19 protein-coding genes are annotated in these 18,871 nt (G+C 32.8%); 6 read left to right on the forward strand and 13 right to left on the reverse strand.

Annotation, left to right across the window (positions count from 1 at the left end; translation table 11 throughout):
* Positions 1 to 249 precede the first annotated feature (249 nt).
* From PQO00_RS12205 to PQO00_RS12230, 6 genes are all read left to right on the forward strand, one after another.
* A complete protein-coding gene (locus PQO00_RS12205) occupies positions 250 to 777 on the forward strand; it encodes a sigma-70 family RNA polymerase sigma factor (protein WP_274185126.1) in 528 nt (175 codons plus the stop codon).
* A gap of 51 nt (positions 778 to 828) precedes the next feature.
* Complete coding sequence (locus PQO00_RS12210) at positions 829 to 1,179, forward strand: hypothetical protein (RefSeq protein ID WP_274185127.1); 351 nt, start codon at positions 829 to 831, stop codon at positions 1,177 to 1,179.
* A 198-nt stretch (positions 1,180 to 1,377) separates the two neighbouring features.
* Positions 1,378 to 1,587, forward strand: a complete 210-nt coding sequence (locus PQO00_RS12215; RefSeq protein ID WP_274185128.1) for a hypothetical protein — start codon at positions 1,378 to 1,380, stop codon at positions 1,585 to 1,587.
* A gap of 10 nt (positions 1,588 to 1,597) precedes the next feature.
* Positions 1,598 to 2,440, forward strand: a complete 843-nt coding sequence (locus tag PQO00_RS12220; RefSeq protein WP_274185129.1) for a FecR family protein — start codon at positions 1,598 to 1,600, stop codon at positions 2,438 to 2,440.
* 97 nt (positions 2,441 to 2,537) lie between these two features.
* Positions 2,538 to 5,147 carry a TonB-dependent receptor gene (locus PQO00_RS12225; protein ID WP_274185130.1) on the forward strand — a complete coding sequence of 870 codons (2,610 nt, stop codon included), beginning with the start codon at positions 2,538 to 2,540 and terminating at the stop codon, positions 5,145 to 5,147.
* 19 nt (positions 5,148 to 5,166) lie between these two features.
* Positions 5,167 to 5,985: a DUF4249 domain-containing protein gene (locus PQO00_RS12230; protein WP_274185131.1), complete on the forward strand. Its 819-nt coding sequence runs from the start codon at positions 5,167 to 5,169 to the stop codon at positions 5,983 to 5,985.
* Positions 5,986 to 6,336: 351 nt separating this feature from the next.
* Here the strand turns inward: PQO00_RS12230 and PQO00_RS12235 are convergent, their stop codons facing one another.
* The 13 genes from PQO00_RS12235 to yiaK all read right to left on the reverse strand — a co-directional run bounded on the left by PQO00_RS12235 (position 6,337) and on the right by yiaK (position 18,686).
* Complete coding sequence (locus tag PQO00_RS12235; RefSeq protein ID WP_274185132.1) at positions 6,337 to 6,786, reverse strand: HdeD family acid-resistance protein; 450 nt, start codon at positions 6,784 to 6,786, stop codon at positions 6,337 to 6,339.
* A 559-nt stretch (positions 6,787 to 7,345) separates the two neighbouring features.
* Positions 7,346 to 8,176, reverse strand: a complete 831-nt coding sequence (locus PQO00_RS12240; protein ID WP_274185133.1) for a universal stress protein — start codon at positions 8,174 to 8,176, stop codon at positions 7,346 to 7,348.
* Positions 8,177 to 8,481: 305 nt separating this feature from the next.
* Positions 8,482 to 8,781 carry a hypothetical protein gene (locus PQO00_RS12245; protein ID WP_274185134.1) on the reverse strand — a complete coding sequence of 100 codons (300 nt, stop codon included), beginning with the start codon at positions 8,779 to 8,781 and terminating at the stop codon, positions 8,482 to 8,484.
* 99 nt (positions 8,782 to 8,880) lie between these two features.
* Positions 8,881 to 9,288, reverse strand: coding sequence for a hypothetical protein (locus tag PQO00_RS12250; protein WP_274185135.1), 408 nt, complete (start codon positions 9,286 to 9,288; stop codon positions 8,881 to 8,883).
* A gap of 11 nt (positions 9,289 to 9,299) precedes the next feature.
* Complete coding sequence (locus PQO00_RS12255) at positions 9,300 to 9,710, reverse strand: GreA/GreB family elongation factor (protein WP_274185136.1); 411 nt, start codon at positions 9,708 to 9,710, stop codon at positions 9,300 to 9,302.
* A 31-nt stretch (positions 9,711 to 9,741) separates the two neighbouring features.
* The gene (locus tag PQO00_RS12260; protein ID WP_274185137.1) at positions 9,742 to 11,046 is read right to left on the reverse strand and encodes a Glu/Leu/Phe/Val dehydrogenase; all 1,305 of its coding nucleotides are present in this window, start codon (positions 11,044 to 11,046) and stop codon (positions 9,742 to 9,744) included.
* Positions 11,047 to 11,449: 403 nt separating this feature from the next.
* Positions 11,450 to 11,677, reverse strand: a complete 228-nt coding sequence (locus PQO00_RS12265) for a hypothetical protein (protein ID WP_274185138.1) — start codon at positions 11,675 to 11,677, stop codon at positions 11,450 to 11,452.
* A 128-nt stretch (positions 11,678 to 11,805) separates the two neighbouring features.
* Entirely contained in the window at positions 11,806 to 13,134 is a 1,329-nt protein-coding gene (locus PQO00_RS12270) for a sigma-54 dependent transcriptional regulator (protein ID WP_274185139.1), read from the reverse strand.
* 8 nt (positions 13,135 to 13,142) lie between these two features.
* A complete protein-coding gene (locus PQO00_RS12275; RefSeq protein WP_274185140.1) occupies positions 13,143 to 14,234 on the reverse strand; it encodes a sensor histidine kinase in 1,092 nt (363 codons plus the stop codon).
* Between the two features lie 11 nt (positions 14,235 to 14,245).
* Positions 14,246 to 14,530: a mechanosensitive ion channel family protein gene (locus PQO00_RS20340; RefSeq protein WP_337992840.1), complete on the reverse strand. Its 285-nt coding sequence runs from the start codon at positions 14,528 to 14,530 to the stop codon at positions 14,246 to 14,248.
* 11 nt (positions 14,531 to 14,541) lie between these two features.
* Positions 14,542 to 15,345: a mechanosensitive ion channel domain-containing protein gene (locus PQO00_RS12280; protein ID WP_337992841.1), complete on the reverse strand. Its 804-nt coding sequence runs from the start codon at positions 15,343 to 15,345 to the stop codon at positions 14,542 to 14,544.
* A 26-nt stretch (positions 15,346 to 15,371) separates the two neighbouring features.
* Entirely contained in the window at positions 15,372 to 16,688 is a 1,317-nt protein-coding gene (nhaA, locus tag PQO00_RS12285) for a Na+/H+ antiporter NhaA (RefSeq protein WP_274185141.1), read from the reverse strand.
* Between the two features lie 978 nt (positions 16,689 to 17,666).
* Positions 17,667 to 18,686: a 3-dehydro-L-gulonate 2-dehydrogenase gene (yiaK, locus tag PQO00_RS12290; RefSeq protein WP_274185142.1), complete on the reverse strand. Its 1,020-nt coding sequence runs from the start codon at positions 18,684 to 18,686 to the stop codon at positions 17,667 to 17,669.
* Between the last annotated feature and the right edge of the window lie 185 nt (positions 18,687 to 18,871).

Genomic DNA, 18,871 nt, shown 5'->3' on the forward strand with positions numbered 1-18,871 from the left:
AATTAATAATTATGAGGTATTATGAGAACAATAAAAATGGAGCCGATAATTTTATTTTTCCTGAAATGAAAAAAGCAGATTTCAGTAACGCCAAAGCTATTTATCACAAAATCAAAGTGGTGATCAGTAAATTCAACAAGGACCTAAAATCAATTGTAAAAAAAAGCCTTGATTACTAAAAAGAAATAACATAAAACCTATAATAAATAACCCAAATGTTTGTTTTAAAGCAGAAGAACCTTCAATGAAATGGAAAACAAAGAACTTGTGAAAAAGCTTAAGAAAGGCAATAAAAAGGCCTTCAAGGATATATATTCCTCCTATTATTCAAAATTAATTCAAACCGCAAAGCGATTTGAGTTCAAGTTTCTTACACCCGAAGATTTTGTACAGGAAACTTTTCTTAAGATCTACAATAACAGAGAACAGCTAAAAGAAGACGTTCTTTTTGATAAGCAGTTATTTGTCATTTGTAAAAACATTATCCTAAATCATTTAAGAAGAGAAAATAAGGTTATTCCTATTAACGCCTCTATTCTTAAAAGTGATCTTCAGGAAGAAGATGATTTTTATGAAGATTTCGAATATAAAAAAAAACAATTAGAGGATTTACTCCTCCAACTTCCAGAACAGCAACGGAAAATTTTCATACTTCACAAACTAAAAAATTATTCTTATCAGGAAATAGCAGAAATTACCCAACTCTCCCCCAAGACAATTGCCAACCACATTTACCTGGCCAATAAATTTCTTCAGAAAAAAATAGCAAACGCTTAGGAACTTTTCGATTCTTGTTTGTCATATAAGTAAGTACAAAACAAACTTATTATGAAAAACGTAGTAAAATTTCTTAGTCTATTTATCTTCATTTTAATTTTCCCGTCCTGTAGCAATGACGACGACAACTCTGTTCCGGAAACCACAACCATGGTGGGCAATTGGGTTCAAAGCAAAGTTAGTTTGAAATATGAAAACCCATCTAATGGCAACATTATAGAAAAAGTTTACGATTTGACCGATTTATGTGATCCTATACCTGTAGCTATATTTCAAGAAAATGGAGGACTTACCTACACAAATATTATGATTGACGCCAGTACACAACAAGAATTAACTTGTGAAAGCACAAATACTATGGAAGGAGCGGGTGAAGGAACTATTACCCTTGAACGCCAATAGCTGTTCCAATATAAAAAACCTGAAGTTTGAATCAAACTTCGGGTTTACCTTTTCAAGGAAGGCTATTACTTACGATAGTTCAAATTGATGATACATCTGAATATAAACCTTCATTACCAACCCAATGATAAATATTAAAAGAAAAATTGATTAAGCTTGGGAACTTTGTATTTCTCGTTTGTCATATATACGTAAACAATGAAGGTTGAAATATTTAATACCGATATTAAAAATGAGCAACAGGCTAATTACTTGTTAAGCCTACTTAGAAAAAGTATTTCAGATGCGTTAATCGATTTTGATTTTAAAGAGAGCAATACTTTATTAAAAGTTGAAGTAAACCGTGATGTTTCAGAAATAGTACATTCATTATTTATAACTCAGGGAGTAAAATGTCAAAAGCTTTAAAAGATATATTATGGACGATAAAGAGATTGAAAAAAAATTACAAGATGTTTGGGAGGAAACTTCTGAAGTACAGCCCGAAGATAAATTTGAAAAATCCTGGCAAGATTTTTCATCGAAAACATTTAACCGTAAAAAGAAACCTATTAAACCCTGGCACTACGCAGCTGCGGCCGTGCTCGTTATTTTCCTTTCGATAAGTGGTTTGTGGATGTACAATAATTCAACATTTGAGCCTTCTATTGCCAGCAAGATCAATATTATCAAAAATCCAGGCAATCAGGATAAAACCGTTTATCTTCCGGATGGCTCACTCGTAGAACTTGAACCACATGCTCAACTCGAATTTTCAGATAATTTTAGAAAGAACAGAAAAATCAGGGTAAAAGGAGAAGCTTTCTTTAGAGTTAAAAAAGACAAAGACCATCCATTTCAAGTATCGTGCAAAACTACCACTACTACTGTTTTAGGCACTGAGTTTAACGTGAAAGAAGAAATTAGTAATACTGTAAATGTCCAGCTTTATGAGGGTAGTATTCAAATGAGCGTAAAGGACAGTACTAATAATTGGATACTATCACCAGGCGAAAAGTTTGTCTACAATACAAATCACTTGACCATAACGTCTTTTAAAAGGTTTAAAGATTTTAATAAAAAACCTTTAAAAGAGGTCATTAAATACATTCAAACAAATTACAACTATAAAATAACCTTCCCTCAAGAACTACTACAAAAGCAAGTTACAATTCGCATTCGAAAAAAGGAGAAATTATCGAACATCACACAAATATTATCTGAAATATACAATCTAAATTCTTATAGAGATGAAAACATAAAAGAAATAACATTTAAATAAAAAAGCGAAAGGATGTCCTAGCCGCTAAACTAAACATCCTTTCTATGATTAAAAAAGACATACATCCATTTTAACCGAATATAAAAATACAAATTTTATGAAGCATATAAAATATTGCTTTCTAATGCTTAGCCTAAATATCTTTTCGCAAAATATCTCAATTTCGTTAGATCAAACAGCAACGTTGAAACAACTATTTACTGAAATAGAAAATCAGACCGACTATAAATTTGCATATAATAACTCCATATATGTAGACCAAAATCTAAGTGAAAAAATAGACTATAGTGATGTTGAAATTAAAAACCTTATTTCGATTCTCAATAAAAACTCACCTTTTCAATTTTCCGTTATAGGAAACAGTATTACTGTTAAGAGAAGAGAATTACAATCTCAACAAGAGAGACATAAACTATCTGGTGTAATCCTAGATGATTCAGGACAGCCTCAGTTAGGAACTAACATTTACATTCAGGAAACATCAACAGGAACTGTAACGGATGAAAATGGATACTTCTCAATGTGGCTCCCGGAAGGGAACTATACTTTAATAACAAGTTATTTAGGGTATGAAAACCAAACCCTAAATGTAGCTCTCAATAGTAATAAAAATCTTAACATCTCAATGCTTGCAAACAATCAAGCCTTGGACGAGGTTGTAATTACCCAGAATACCAAGGCGGTGAATATTAAAAAACCGCAAATGAGCGTGAATAGTCTATCAATCAAAGAAATAAAGGAAATGCCCGTAGCCATGGGAGAAGCCGATCCCTTAAAATCCCTTTTAACTCTTCCCGGAGTGACCAGTTCTGGAGAAGCCTCTTCGGGTTTTAATGTGAGGGGTGGTGCAGCAGATCAGAATTTAATTTTATTAGATGGCACCCCCATCTATAGTGATTCGCATTTATTTGGATTTTTCTCTGTCTTTAATGCTGATGCCATTAGTAATTTAGACTTATATAAAGGAGGCATCCCTTCCCGATTTGGCGGGAGGGTATCTTCTATTTTGGACGTACACCAAAAAACAGGAGATTATGATGACTTTCATATGAACGGAGGTATTGGATTAATCTCCAGCAGGCTTACCGCAGAAGGGCCTATTCAAAAAGAAAGAGGATCTTTTATGGTTGCCGGACGTACATCTTATGCCCATCTTTTTTTAAAACTGGCAAACAATAACAATTCTGCTAAGTTTTATGACCTTAACACAAAATTGAATTATAAGCTTAATGAAAATAACAGCATTCATTTTTCAGGCTACTTCGGAAATGATGTATTTGACATAAGCGATAGTTTCTCTAGTACTTATGGAAATACTATGGGGAATTTAAGTTGGAAACATCGTTTCTCCGATAATATAAATACAAATTTATCATTATTCTACAGTGATTATACGTTCAAATTAAGTATTAGTGGGCGAAATTTTAATTGGGAAAGTAACATCAATAGTTATGGTTTGAAATACAACTGGAATCATTTTATTTCAGAAAATTTACAGCTCAACTATGGTATAGCGGCAAATTATTATGATTTTAACCCTGGTACCTTGAAACCCGAAAGTGAAGATTCACAATTTAATTTTCAGCAGCTTGATAAAAAATATGCTTTAGAACCTTCAGCATATTTAGATGTTGAACATAAAATCACAGAAAAACTTAACCTACGCTACGGCTTACGCTATAGTATGTTCTATCGTTTTGGGAAGCAGGAAATAAATACCTATGCCAATAATAATCCTGTAATCTATAATTCTATCTATAACATTTATGAAGAGGCTACACCTACAGGATCTGTGGCCTATGGCAAGGGAGAAAAAATTGCAAGTTTCAACAATTTGGAACCTAGGGTGGCATTGTCATATGCTTTAAACGATGATCAATCCTTTAAGGCAAGTTATAATAGGATGGCGCAGTACCTGCACATTTTATCCAACACACAATCACCGACACCGATGAACATTTGGACACCTAGCGGACCGTTTATAAAACCACAACTGCTTGACCAATATGCTGTAGGATATTTTAGAAATTTTAGTGATAAGCAATATTCACTCGAAACGGAATTCTTCTATAAAGATGTAAAAAATAGACTGGATTATGTAGAAGGAGCAGATTTATTGGCGAATAACAACATAGAAAGGATTATTCTCAATGGGAAAGCCAGAGCTTACGGAATGGAATTATTGTTTCGTAAAAACACAGGAAGATTAACGGGATGGATCGCCTATACCCTTTCAAGGGCAGAACAAAAAACAATAGGCAGAACACCTGAAGAACCGGGAATCGCAAATGGGAATTGGTATTTATCTCCATATGATAAATTACACGACATTAGCATTATAGCAGATTATGATTATAACAAAAAATGGTCGTTCAACGCTAATTTTTCATTGCAATCAGGTCAACCCGTAACCTATCCAAATGGTTATTATGAGCTTGGTGAACTTCATATTCCCAACTATTCAAGCCGAAATGAGAACCGTTTACCTACGTACCATCATTTGGATTTGGCAGCTACTTATACCCCCAAACCAGATAAAAAGAAAGGGTGGCAAAGTTCTTGGGTCTTTAGCATCTACAATGCATATCATAGAAAAAACGCAGCTTCAATTCGATTTACTACCAACGATGACACAGGCGCAAATGAAGCACGCCGCCTATCCATCTTTGGCATATTACCAAGCATATCGTATAATTTCAAATTTTAAAGAGATGAAAATAATAACAATGAAATATTTAAAATATATAGGCGTTTTTTTTCTATTTTTTTTAAGCTCCTGTGAAGAGGTCATCGATGTAGATCTGGAAACAGGTGATTCTACAATTGTAATCGATGCAGAGATTTTATGGGAAAAGGGAACAGATGGAAATCTTCAGACTATAAGAATAAGCAGAATGACAGATTATTATAATCCGGAGCCCCCAAAAGTATCCGGAGCTCAGGTTTATATAGAAAATAGCCGTGGAGATTTATTTACTTTCAATGAATCTGATGAAACTGGTGTGTATGTGTGCGATCATTTTCTTCCTCAATTAAACAACACCTATACCTTAGAAGTCACGGTAGGAGATCACGTTTTTAGTGCTTCTGAAACTTTAATCCCTGTACCAGAAATAAACCGCGTAGAACAAGATTACGTAAATGGGTTTTCAGGAGATAAAAACTTTGAGGTTTCTATTTTTTATAATGACCCTGAAAATCAAACTAATTTTTATTTAACTCATTTTAAAGCTCAGGTTTTACAATATCCTGAATACATTCTGGCCGATGATGATTTCTTTAATGGTAATGAAATTGAAAATAACTTTTCAGATGAAGATTTGGAAGTGGGAGATACTGTAGAGATTATACATAGGGGGGTCTCTGAACAGTTTTATAATTATATGAATTTAGTATTGGAAACTACGAGTTCCAACCCCTTTGCAACTCCACCCGCAAACATTAGAGGTAATATTATAAACCAAAACAATCCTGAAGAATATGTTTTGGGATATTTCAGATTATGCGAAGCAAACCATTTGTTATATAATCTGGAAGAAGAGTGAACCGAGAATACCAAATGAACTTCCTCAGGACAGAGCCCACGAGATATCTAGCAGAGGAAAGATTTTGAAATGTTGTACCTATGTTGTACCCAAACAAAAAGGAGCTGTCTAAAAAGGCAGCTTCTTTTTTTGTATTGATTGATGGTGTTCGTATCTTAAAGTATGAATAAAAAAGTAGTATGGAAGAGCAATCATCAAGACCAATTGATTCTACTACCACCTAGTTATGATAAATTAGTCCCAAGAACCATCCCGTTCGTATAGTTAACACGATTATAGACCAGATTGATATTAGTAGTATTGAGAATACCCACTAAGCCACATAAAATGAAACCTTTTTCATCAGGATAATTAAATCTTAGGTATAGGTTTTAATAATAATAAAGAAGCAATTATTACAGCTAAAAAACCCACAAGCAATAACCAAAACTGACCTGGTCTTCCAACAGCTTTGAACTGAAATGATAAGCCTATAGCGAAAATCCCTCTAAACAAGGTCCAGAAACCCATATAAAAAGGAAGAATAATTATCGTTAGCTGTGGATGTAAGATGAGAAGTGTGCCTAAAATTAAATCAAAGAGTCCGCCAACCAAATGCCAACCCCAACTTTCCATTTTCTTTCTATTTGAGAGTGAAAAGATGATAGAAAATACTCCTGAAATAAAAATTGAAATACTAAAAATTAAAGCTAAAGAAACATAACTTGCCTCTGGTGTTCTATACATCCAAATACCTAAAACTATAAATAGTACTCCCAATACAAGGAACAGCCACCAATTTTTTGCTGTTGGTTTAGCCAAATTTAATGAAGCTCCAGACATATTGTTTATTTTAACTCGATGTAAGCATAATATTACTGAACTGACTATCAATAATTTAATCTTGGTTGTCAGGTTGAATACTTCGGTAAACTCAGCACAGGCTCTGTCGAAACCTATTTAAATAGCTGGTTTTAATGACCTTTCGACTTTAGTTTATGCTGAGCGCCCGCCTGCCGGACGGGCAGGAAGTCGAAAGGCTCAAGGCGACAAATCGCTTTATTAGCGAATTTATTGTTAAAAACCCCCTTGCCTGCCTGGTCGGCAGACAGGTTTTAAATCGAACTCACGTCTTATTTTATATAATTAATTAACATACGTTTCTTGAACTTATTAAAAAAACTAAAGTAATTTTTATTATGCTTTTTAATACACCCATAAAGCGGATTCTCTAATATAAACCGTGAAAGCCAAAACTTTCACGGTTATTAAACACAAAATCAAAGGGTTTTTAATTTTAACTAATAATTTATGATTTTGCATTTATAAATAGCAACAAGTTCTTACCAATACAGTGTTAAACTTTTAATTAGAGAAGAATTTATTGGTGTACTGTCAATACCGTGTTTGTATTTAACTTTTTTAATGTTGAAATAACTTTCGATTGCACTATACCCATTCTCCTAAATAAATCTGGTTTTTTATCCACCACACAGATGATCTTGTCATTGTGAGAAGCTGCATAATCTGCCAATTTATGATCTGGCCTTAAAAATTCCAGGTCTATCGGTTTGTTGGACAATTGTTTAAGATATCCTAGCATGATTTCTAGATTATCTGTTGCTTTCCCAGATAGCATACTCTGTTCCTCTAGCACGAAAATTCCAATCTTGGTTTTGGTGTTTTCTAAAACCTTTATGAATCGTTCAATTTCTTCGGTATTGATTTTTTCCTGAAAATCTGATGCAATTATTAGATGAATTCCATTGTATGCTTTAGCGTGTGGCGGCACAATTAAAATAGGACAAGACCTTATTTTTTCCAATATATTTTCGGTCGTTGCTCCCAATGAGGTTAAACCTTTACTTGTTAGCACTACGACATCTATTCCTATTTTATCAACGTTTTCCTTAATACCTTCAGCCAAACTTCTAGATTCTGAAATGGCATGGAAAGTATGCTTTGGATTGTCGGATTTTAAAGTTTTACGCGTAACTAGTATTCCTAGTTTCTTTAAGGATTCTTTTTTTGGTTTTTCAAACCATTCGTCATCAGCTTGAAGCATTTCGATCGCATTCAAACCAGAAGTTTCATACTTATAAGTATTCAAAAAATAAAACTCGCAATTCACATTCTTGAAAAGCGTAGTGATATAATCTACGGTCTGATAACTATTTAGTGAAAAATCTGTTGGAATCAATATTTTTTTCATGATGCTATGATTTTTAATTATTATACCAATTATGAATTAAAATGAGCAACAGAAAACGACATTGCTTATTTGTTTTTGCCTGCTGCGTGTTATTTGCATAGCCTAAGCTATGGAAATGATGAGTAAAGTGATAAAACGAATTAATGAATGAGTTTGAATTGCGTATTTTAATTCTTAATTGGTATTACTTAGGCTAACCGCAAATTCAATCATCTTTGTGGTTAGAAATGCACAAAACCTTTTGAAACACTAACTAACCTGTTATTAACCAACCATGGTTTTGTGCACCTAAGAAAATTTGATTTTTATTTACGTTGGTACTTTCTAAGTAACAAATAGAACTCATTTTTAAAAGCGTTAAACTCTTCAACTAGCTTCATATAGTTTTCGCGTTTTTGTTCATGTACTTTCAATCTATTGAAATCATATTCTACTTTTCCATACTCATATTCTATCTTAAGCTCTTGCTCATATTTACACAGGTTTGCCATGTATAATATATTATTTCTGCGTAGAACTTGAATTTTCCTAGAAACCGATTCAATTCTTATGAGCTGCTTTTCAATTATAGAAACATGATCTAATTCACTATTGAAACATTCCATAGAATTAATCCAAGAGTTTAATTCGAGCAGATCTTTTTGTATACATAGTCTTCTATGAACATTTATCTTATGTATTGTGATTTGCATCAACCAATTTCTTTAAACTTGAAATTTTGGTAATACCCTATCATATAGATTGTCTTTAAGCCGTTGATATTTATCCAAATGGTACTGATAACTTTTACGTAAACGTTCATATTCTCCTAAAAAAACGATATCACATTGTATGTCATCACATTCTACAACTTTATTATAGGTATTAGCATATTTTAAAACTGTATTATAAAGTTGTTTATTAGCTTCTTTTCGTTTTGAAAAAAGGGTTAAAACGGATTCAGGTATTTCTTCATTTTGAATGGATTGCGCATATAAGTTTAAAAGCTTGTCTACTTCTTTATCTATATATTGAAGTTGATTCACCCACCCCTTTAGTTCTATTGAATTATATTTGTGTAGAATATCTACATCGTTATCATGATTCAATATTTCTGTATTTAAAGTTTTCATATATTATATTTTTATATCGATATTACTATATGTTTTTCTTGATCCACATCAACTATTTGTAGTTGTTGTTTCCCTCCAGGGAAATCCCAAATTATGATGTCGTTTTTTGAATATCCAATTAATGCAGCTCCCATTGGAGTAAGAATCGAAATCTTATTTTGCTTCAAATCTTTGTCCATTGGCATCACCACTTGAACCGTTTTTTCCCAACCATTACCAGAGATTACCCTAACTTTGCTATTTATGCGAATTACATCATCTGGCACTTCATCTTCATCGACTATATGAGCAGTTTTGATCTCATCTGTTAATCGTTGCAAGGACTTTTGTGTTTCGAAATTTTCAGCATAACCTGAAATATTGAGTATGCGTTTTAAATACACATATTCTTTCTTTTCTAATATTAAACTCCCGTACTTCATGTCATAAAATGTTTAAATGATTATTTTAATTTTAAGGAAAAATCCCTCTTTCAACATACGCTCTTTCTATACGTTGTATAGCAATACAATAGGCTGCTGTGCGCATATCTACAACTTTTTTTAGAGAGTAGTCATATACCTTATTAAATGATTCTCTTAACTTTTTCTCCAGTTTAGCCATTACTTCATCAAGCTGCCATAGCTCACCATTACGGTTTTGAAGCCACTCATAATAACTACCCACAACACCTCCAGAATTGCATAAAATGTCAGGAATAATTGTAATTCCTCTTTCTAGTAGAATTTTTTCTCCCTCTACGTTTGTTGGTCCATTGGCACCTTCTGCCACAATGGTTGCTTTAATTTGCGTAGCATTATCTGCAGTTATTTGGTTCCCTAATGCGGCTGGAATACATATATCACATTCCGTTGCAAAAAAGTCTTCTTTCTTTAAACTTTTAGCATCTGGAAAATCTATAATGCTACCTTTATTAGATTTTGTATAGTTAAATAAATCATCTACTACAATTCCTTTCTGGTTTTCAATACTACCAAAAGCATCTTGAACTGCTACTAATTTTGCACCTTCATCCTCAAGAAAATGCGCTGCCCAATATCCTACGTTTCCAAAACCTTGAACAATAAATTTTTTCCTTTTTAAGTTTTTGTTGTTTTTTTCTGCCCAAAACTTAATAGCTAAGAAAACCCCAAAACCTGTTGCTCTATCCCGACCTTCAAGACCACCACTACCTGCTGGCTTTCCAGTAACTACATGTTGATTAGCTGTACGTTCAGCTGGTGGACGCATACTCATATATGTATCTGCCATCCACGCCATGGTTTGATCATTGGTATTTACGTCTGGAGCTGGAATATCATGCTCTGGACCAATATTATCTGCTAAAGCAAATGTGAAACGCCTTGTAATCCGCTCTAGTTCTCCTTGAGAATATTTTGAAGGATCTAACTGAATACCTCCCTTTCCACCACCATATGGTAGTCCTGCCAAAGAAGTTTTCCAAGTCATCCACATCGCTAAAGCTCTAGCCGCATCAATGTCTACAGTTGAATGATAACGCAAACCACCTTTATAGGGCCCTAATGCATTATTGTGTTGCACTCGATATCCTCTAAAAATTTCTACTTCACCATTATCCATTTTAACTGGAAAATTTACAATAATCTCATTGTTGGTTATGCTTAATATCTTTCTAATACTTGGATGCAAATTAATTTGGTCTGCAGCACTATTGAACTGCTTCATAACATTATTCATCATACCTCTAACAGGCACTTTCTTGGTTTTCTTTTTTAATTCTGCTGTTAATGTTGCCATTTTATGTTTTAAATTAAAGTTTGATTGTTTCTGCGATATCTTGCATTGTTTGAAAGTTTGTAAGGACTAGCACTAATGGTTTCAAATCTTAATTTACCTGTAGTTGTCCTTCGATTTGTAAAAATGTTTGAAAGTGTTTTATAATTCATGATCTTATTTTTTATTTTATTATACCAATACTTTAAGCGATTGGCTTTTTATGAATCTTTTGTTTTGTAATTTATGTGTGCGTGTGTGTTTAATCTAACATCTAAAATATCGATTAACGATAGACCTTTCATGGAATTTCTCAATGATATATTTATGCCTTAGTGTTTTTGCTTTAGGCTTTTTGGATATTAAACTTTGACATATCATTGCTTTTATGAACACATTAAAAATCATTTTCTTTAGAATTTAAAAGTTAAACTAATCTTAGTTCTTTTTTTTGCTGTTGTTCTTGCACTGTCTCTAAATTGTATTGGTTTGGAACTTCTTCATCAAACTCACTACAAGACCAGACTTTATCTTTTTGCGTTGTTAAAACACAATAGCTACGATGCATACAATCTGGACAGATATTAAAGTGATTCATAATTAAACTTATTAATGTTATACACATACCAAAAGGCAATGCCTGTGCCAGAAGCATTGTAAAATTGACATAAAACAAGAAAACCCTTATAAACAAAGGGTTTGATATAGAATATAATTAAATCTTAAAAAACAGAAACGGTACAAAATTACCCAGAAGGGTAAAAATGTATCAGTTAAAAACAACTATTCTGAAAGTTTTTGTCGAATGGTTTTTCGGTCAATTTGAAGAATTTCTGCTGCTTTCGTTTTATTATTATTGGTGGCTCGCAATACTTTCTCAATGTATTGCTTTTCTATAACTTTTAGGGGTACTAATGCTTCTGAAGAAAAATTTAACGTATGTTTTAAATGCTCTGGCAAATGCTCTACATCTATAATTTTGTCACACATAATCACAGCGCGTTGAACGATGTTTTCCAATTCTCTAATATTACCAGGCCAATCATAACGGTTTAAAATGGTCAAAGTTTCAGGTGTCATTTTCACAAATTGATCTTTGTACTCTATACCATATTTAAATAGAAATTTATCAACTAATAATTGAATATCATCTTTTCGATCACGTAATGGCGCAACATCGATTTCTACAACTGTTAAACGATAAAACAAATCTTCCCTAAAGGTCTGCTTTTGTATCATGCCTCGCAGATCGCTATTCGTTGCTGCTATAATTCGAACATCTATTTTTTCGGCTTTAGTTGCACCAACCTTAACCACTTCCTTTTCTTGGAGCACTCGCAACAATCGTGACTGAACTTTAAGTGAGGCATTTCCAATTTCATCTAGAAAAATGGTTCCTCCATTAGCTGCTTGAAAAAAACCTTCTCTATTCGTTTCGGCACCTGTAAAAGCCCCTTTTATATAACCAAATAATTCGGCTTCTAACAAATTTTCTGGAATCCCACCACAATTTACCGCAATGAAAGGAGCTCTTGAAAACCTGCCTTGATAATGAATGGCACGAGCTACCAACTCTTTGCCTGTACCACTTTCTCCTTTAATAAAAATGGTAGCTTTATTATCTTTTACACGCTCTATAACTTGTATGACATCATTCATTTTTTCTGAATTTCCAATGATTTCACCATAAGCCTTATTTTGTGGTTCAGAAATTTTTTTAGATTGCTGTACGTTTTCTTCGGAAGTAATCAAAGACTTATCTAATGCAGATTTTAACTCATCTTTTGTAAATGGTTTTGTTAAATAATCGACCACACCAGATTTAATCGCAGCCAAAGAATTTTGAACTGAAGGATAGCCAGTAACCACTAATTTAGGTAATTTCGGATAATGCTCTGAAACAAACTTTATCAATTCGAACCCATCTATTTCGGGCATTTTTAAATCTGTAATTAACAAATCAACTTTTGTATCTCGCAAAATAATGACCGCCTCTTTAACTGAAACCGCTTTATAGGTATGATAATTCCATGATTGTAAATGACGTTGCAAGAGTTCTAGAATGTTAACATCATCATCTACAATAAGTATATTTTCTTTTCGTAACTGCATGGTTATAATTATTCCTTAGGAAGTATAATTGTAAATATAGCCCCTTTTTTTTTGTTATTTTGAGCAGTTATAGTGCCTTTATGTGAAGCAACTATGCCATGAACCACACTCAGTCCTAATCCTGAACCCTCCCCTGTCGGTTTTGTTGTAAAAAATGGTTGAAATACTTTCTCTAGTTCATTCAGTGCAAACCCTTTACCTTCATCAGAAATTTTAAGAATAATTTCTTTTTCTGAACCTAGAACCTCAATAGTAACCAAACCCTCTGTTGGTGAGAAGTAGATGGCGTTCATCAATAAATTGAAAATAATTTGTGTTAATTGAATTGGATCGGCTCGCAACCAAAGTTCTTCCTCTTCTATTTTAACTACATATTTTACCTGTTCTTTTTTAAAAGTGGCAGCCAACAAATTAATGGCATTTTTTATGTGAGGAATAAGGTTAATACGCTTCATTTCTTGAGGCATCTCACAAGAAAAAAACATTAGCTTTTTAACCACCTCACGTGAGAAAATAGCATTTTTTATAATCTTATCTATATCTTCAGATAATTTACTATTTATGTCTAAATCATTTTTTAGCAATTCTGCAAAACCAAGAATATTGGCTAGAGGTGTATTGAGTTCGTGAGCAATACCTGCTGTGATTTCTCCTAAGATACCTAAACGGTCTGCACGCTCCATCTGCCGTTTTAAAGAGGTTTCGTTTTTCTGAATCTCAATACGTTCAAGTAAGCTTCCTACTTTTAAAGCTACATTATCCAACAGTGATTGTTCTTCTTTTAAAAAATTGATTTCTTTAGAATCGGAACTGTTAAGCCCTGCTATTAATTCTCCTTTAACTTTATTAAAAATCTTAATATGAGATTGGATTTTTAGTTCGTTACTAACTTGATTGTCTGTAGAAATTGAAATATTTTCTATACGAAAGACAACAACAGTTTTTTCGGGATATTGAAATGCTTTTTTTAAACTGAAAGCAACAGCTTTTAACGTGTCTTCTATCAATTCTGCGTTAGCATTGCCAATAATAGATGACACCTCATAAAGACAAGTTAACTCTTTGATACGTTCTTTTAATTCTTGCTCTGTATCACCCATCAAATTGTAATTTATTTTTTAAATTGAGAATTCATGTCTTGCTTCATAACAATGGTCCTATAAGGAAATGGAATTTCAATACCTTCCTTATCAAATCGTTTTTTAATACTTTCTAATACAGCAATTTTTAATTGAAATACTTCATCGAAACTTCGTCCCCAAGCCCAAGCTTGTATGGTCATTGAAAATTCATTTAATTGTGTTAGCGCAGTTTTCACTATTGGGTTACCTTCTTCAACCTCTAATTCAGTACGATTGTCTAAAATTAATGAATGCCTTTCACATTCTTCCTGCATGATTCTTTTTGCTAAATCGATATCACTATCATATGATATTCCAATCTCAATCGTTCACAGCATTTAAGTTCGCCCATATCATAATTAATGAGTTTTTCCTTATTAATTATAGCGTTAGGAATCACAATCATCTTATTTTCAAAATTGCGAATTACAGTATGCCTTAGTGTAATATCTTTAACCCTACCCACCATAGTGTCTGTTACTTTAACAAGATCACCAATCTTAAAAGGCTTAAAAGTAATAATAAATAAACCTCCTATGATATTTGCCAAGGCTTCTTGTGCCGCAAGTCCCGCAATAATAGCCATGACACCTGCTCCACCCAAAGCAGTTTGAGCAACACCTTTAAGAGACGGGAAAGCCAAGAGACAAAGAAGAATACCAACAAAATAAATTCCAATTAGGACTATGTATCTTAAAAATTTAAAACTGGTTGGGTCATGCTCACTTTCTATTTTTTTCTTAATATCATGTTTGAACCATATATTGGAAGTTGTAGCAGCAATTATGGTAAGTGCCAAAACAATACCTATGTATAGTACTGTTTTAAAATCATCGGTCAATGTATTATGGTGACTTTCATCTACAAAAAGGTAACTTAAAGCTATCAACCCTAAAACAATCCATAATGCATTAAGAATGAGTTTTAATAAACTCAAAGATTGTATCGGTTCTCCTGGGAACTTACTCTGTTTTTCTTTGGAGAGCCAATAATGTAATTTGTTTGTTAGAATTCGTAAAACTATTACTGCAATTATGACTACTATTCCATAAATAATATCTTGTCTATGTGTTTCTAATAGCTTTATCATAATAAATTCATATTATATTAACATATTCATTTTTTTTGAGTTGTTTTTTTGTTAATTGAATCCATTCTCAAAATCAAATAGCCAATTATTGCAGAAAAAAACGATCCTATTAGAATTCCAATCTTGGCAGAATCTATAAATTCTGGTGTTGAAGCAAATGCTAAATTAGCAATAAAAATCGCCATTGTAAATCCAATTCCTGCTAAAAAAGAAACACCTATAATTTGCTTGAAACTTATATCCTTTGGAACTTCTACCAATTTCATCTTTTTAGCGAACATTACTATAAATGTAATTCCAATACCTTTGCCCAACACCAAGCAAATTATAATATTTATTATTAAGGCTGTATCTAAATATGCTCTACTATCAATAAACAAGCCTGCATTGGCAAGCGCAAATATTGGAATAATAAAATAGGCCACCCAACCATGTAAATTATGCTCTAAATGCTGTAAAGGCGACTGAAATTTCACAGACCAATCTTCTAAATCATCAATATGCCCAATTTGTTCATTTGACAAAATCGGCTTATTGGAAACACTTGCTTTTTTGATATTATTAAATACCGATTCCAATTGAACTAAAAATGTTGATGTGTCTATTTTTTGTCTTATGGGTACAGAAAACGCCAGCAAAATACCTGCAACTGTTGGATGGATTCCAGATTTTAAAAACAAGAACCATATAATAACCCCAAAGAAAAACAGCATAAATCTAGAGTAAAGACCTTTAAAGGACATGAAATACAATACTGCTAACATTATAAGTGCAATCAATAATAAAGTTAGGTTAATAGTGCCACTATAAAACAGTGCAATAACCAAAATTGATCCAATATCATCTACAATAGCAAATGCCGTTAGAAATATTTTAAGATTTAAAGGTACTCGCTTTCCCAGTACATTTATAACCGCCAACGAAAAAGCAATATCAGTAGCCATAGGAATTCCCCAACCTTTGGTTGTGTCAGGGTTTTGGTTAATCACCAAAAAGAAAATAACAGGCACCAACATACCCCCCAAAGCACCAACTAAAGGAAATGCAATTTTTTTCATGGAATTGAGTTCGCCAATCAATAATTCTCGTTTTATTTCCAAACCAATTAAAAAAAAGAAAATAGCCATCAAACCATCATTAACCCAAAGGATCAAAGGTTTTTTAAATTCGAAGCTATCGGTTACAACACCTATATCGTACTGCCAAAGTTCTCTATATGTATTACCAAAAGACGAGTTTGCCCAAACCAATGCTACAATTGTAGCAAGCAGCAATAAAATACCACTAAAACTTTCAATTTTTACGAATTTCTGAAATGGTGTAAGGAAGATTCTTTTGATCATTTAGGCTATTTAATATTAGAAATAAAATAAACTTCAAAGATAGTGTTTTGAAAAGTACAGAATATTGGATTTCATAAAACATAAATTTGATGGTCATATGAAATTACTATAACATAGTTAATCAATTAATAATTGGTTTGTTTAAATTTTGTGTAAATTCAACTGAACTGAGAGAATTTATGTGCCAAATTTATTTTACTAACGATAGAAATTTTTGACTTGTCGCGTTTTAGAAAGCTTTAAGAATCATTTAACTTGAAAGTTTAAATATTAAGCTTATGTTTATCCTGTTATCAAAAATTTCAATTCACTATCTTGGCAAATTGCAACATATTACTTTACATTTAACAACATCTTTTAATGGTAATATACCGTATCAAACTAAGTTTCAAATTAGTAAATTAAAAATCATCTTCCCGACTTTATAAGCACTGCGAGTGTGCTTATAAATGCCCATTATTAAACCTTACTGTTTTAATATTCCGTTGCTATGCAATTGATGACTACTCGCTAGGTAAGACGTTCGCTTATCAAGGATCGTCATTAAAAACAATAATTGATGTTTCATATTTAAAAAATTAGAAATCATGGCTAGAGGAAAAACTTTAAAAGCACCTAAAGTAGATTTAAAAGCAAAAAAAACAGCTGTCCTTAACCAACCTATTAATCAAGCAAAAAATCCCACGGTTATTTTGTCTTAGATAACAGATTTGTTCTGATATAAAAGTGCCTTAAAAAAGAAAAGTTTGTGGTCAAATGGAGTGCTGATATCTTTTTCGTTTGAAACAAGATGAGTTTGTAGTTTTTGCTGGAAAGAACAGAAAAATTCAATTCAAACTACCTGAGATTGAAAAATAATTATAATCCGATAATGAATGGATTTATAAAAAATCGAAGGTAATACTCAAAATTGAAATAGATAGTTTTTAAACATCTTAATACAAAAAAAGTAAATCTATATTAAATGATTCTTATCTTTTAACGAACCAAATTCAATATGTCTTTCCAGACCTCTTTATTAACCGGAATTCCCTCCTTTAGATTTCTATTTCGGGTCAGTAGGGTTTGCTCTCCTGGATAATAGGTACGTTTATCAACTTCCATAGGCTCCACATCATGAGTGTAATCGATAATTTCATTGAGTAGCTTTTTCTGTAATTCTATGTCACAAAATAATTTGGGGAATATACTAAGAAATATTTGAGAAACCCCTGTCTCATAATTTCTGCTTGCAATTTTAGAAGTTGAATCACCCGCAGACAATAATGTGGCTAACATATCCAAGACCATAGAAAGGGCTGAGCCTTTCCAGTAGCCTATAGGTAGGCCGCGCTCATTTTCTGAAATTTTTTTTGGATCATCTGAAAGTACATCATTAGAGTCCCAACCACCAGGATATGGAAGTTTCTCCCCTTTTAACATATAATTATTGATTGTTCCAAAAGCAAACTGAGACATTGCCATGTCTAATACCACATGACCTTCTTCTCTAGGAATAGAAATAATAAGCGGGTTATTCCCCAATCGACTTTCCTTACCTCCCCATGGCGGCATATTGGGTTTGGTATTGGTAAATAATATAGAAATACATCCACTATTGGCCGCTTGCCAACCATAGGTGCCCCCACGCATCCAATGGTTTGTATTTCGTAGTGCAACGAGACCTATTCCATGCCTTTTTGATAAGGTTATTGCTCGCTCCATACATTTTGTCGCATTGATGATCCCAGGCCCTAGTTGACCATCCCATCGTTCCATACTGCCAAAGGATTCCATTTTTTTAGCTTCAACATCAATACTTACAAGCCCTTTTTCAACATATTCAATAAATGGTGCAACCCTGTTGATACCGTGAGAATTAACTCCGTCCAAGGTACTTTCTGTATAGATTTTGGCAAGTAATTTAGACTTCTTCTCAGTAAAGTTGTACTTGAGAAATAAGGCATACAACACTTTCTGCATTTCGCTAAACTGAATCTGAACAAGTTTTGAATTCATTTTTTTAAGAATCTCACTATCTGTTAACATATCTAATCTACTTGCTGATTCAAATCATTGAAATCCTTTTTACGATTGAATTCGCATGTATTTATAAACTGGTCAATTGTTTTTCAGCTTTTTCCATCACTGGAAGGAAACCACATAGATAAAATATGCATGTAAATCGGTATTATTATTTTTAT

This window comes from Flavivirga sp. 57AJ16 (genome assembly GCF_028736925.1).
Lineage (GTDB): Bacteria > Bacteroidota > Bacteroidia > Flavobacteriales > Flavobacteriaceae > Flavivirga.

What these genes read in the sequence shown, in the direction of transcription:
- PQO00_RS12215 (WP_274185128.1), top strand. Translation starts at nt 1,378, where the DNA reads ATGAAGGTTGAAATATTTAATACCGATATTAAAAATGAGCAACAGGCT.
- PQO00_RS12250 (WP_274185135.1), bottom strand. Translation starts at nt 9,288, where the DNA reads ATGAAAACTTTAAATACAGAAATATTGAATCATGATAACGATGTAGAT.
- PQO00_RS20340 (WP_337992840.1), bottom strand. Translation starts at nt 14,530, where the DNA reads ATGCAGGAAGAATGTGAAAGGCATTCATTAATTTTAGACAATCGTACT.
- PQO00_RS12225 (WP_274185130.1), top strand. Translation starts at nt 2,538, where the DNA reads ATGAAGCATATAAAATATTGCTTTCTAATGCTTAGCCTAAATATCTTT.
- PQO00_RS12220 (WP_274185129.1), top strand. Translation starts at nt 1,598, where the DNA reads ATGGACGATAAAGAGATTGAAAAAAAATTACAAGATGTTTGGGAGGAA.
- yiaK (WP_274185142.1), bottom strand. Translation starts at nt 18,686, where the DNA reads ATGAATTCAAAACTTGTTCAGATTCAGTTTAGCGAAATGCAGAAAGTG.
- PQO00_RS12245 (WP_274185134.1), bottom strand. Translation starts at nt 8,781, where the DNA reads ATGGAATGTTTCAATAGTGAATTAGATCATGTTTCTATAATTGAAAAG.
- PQO00_RS12255 (WP_274185136.1), bottom strand. Translation starts at nt 9,710, where the DNA reads ATGAAGTACGGGAGTTTAATATTAGAAAAGAAAGAATATGTGTATTTA.
- PQO00_RS12280 (WP_337992841.1), bottom strand. Translation starts at nt 15,345, where the DNA reads ATGATAAAGCTATTAGAAACACATAGACAAGATATTATTTATGGAATA.
- PQO00_RS12205 (WP_274185126.1), top strand. Translation starts at nt 250, where the DNA reads ATGGAAAACAAAGAACTTGTGAAAAAGCTTAAGAAAGGCAATAAAAAG.
- PQO00_RS12270 (WP_274185139.1), bottom strand. Translation starts at nt 13,134, where the DNA reads ATGCAGTTACGAAAAGAAAATATACTTATTGTAGATGATGATGTTAAC.
- nhaA (WP_274185141.1), bottom strand. Translation starts at nt 16,688, where the DNA reads ATGATCAAAAGAATCTTCCTTACACCATTTCAGAAATTCGTAAAAATT.
- PQO00_RS12210 (WP_274185127.1), top strand. Translation starts at nt 829, where the DNA reads ATGAAAAACGTAGTAAAATTTCTTAGTCTATTTATCTTCATTTTAATT.
- PQO00_RS12260 (WP_274185137.1), bottom strand. Translation starts at nt 11,046, where the DNA reads ATGGCAACATTAACAGCAGAATTAAAAAAGAAAACCAAGAAAGTGCCT.
- PQO00_RS12230 (WP_274185131.1), top strand. Translation starts at nt 5,167, where the DNA reads ATGAAATATTTAAAATATATAGGCGTTTTTTTTCTATTTTTTTTAAGC.
- PQO00_RS12275 (WP_274185140.1), bottom strand. Translation starts at nt 14,234, where the DNA reads ATGGGTGATACAGAGCAAGAATTAAAAGAACGTATCAAAGAGTTAACT.
- PQO00_RS12265 (WP_274185138.1), bottom strand. Translation starts at nt 11,677, where the DNA reads ATGCTTCTGGCACAGGCATTGCCTTTTGGTATGTGTATAACATTAATA.
- PQO00_RS12240 (WP_274185133.1), bottom strand. Translation starts at nt 8,176, where the DNA reads ATGAAAAAAATATTGATTCCAACAGATTTTTCACTAAATAGTTATCAG.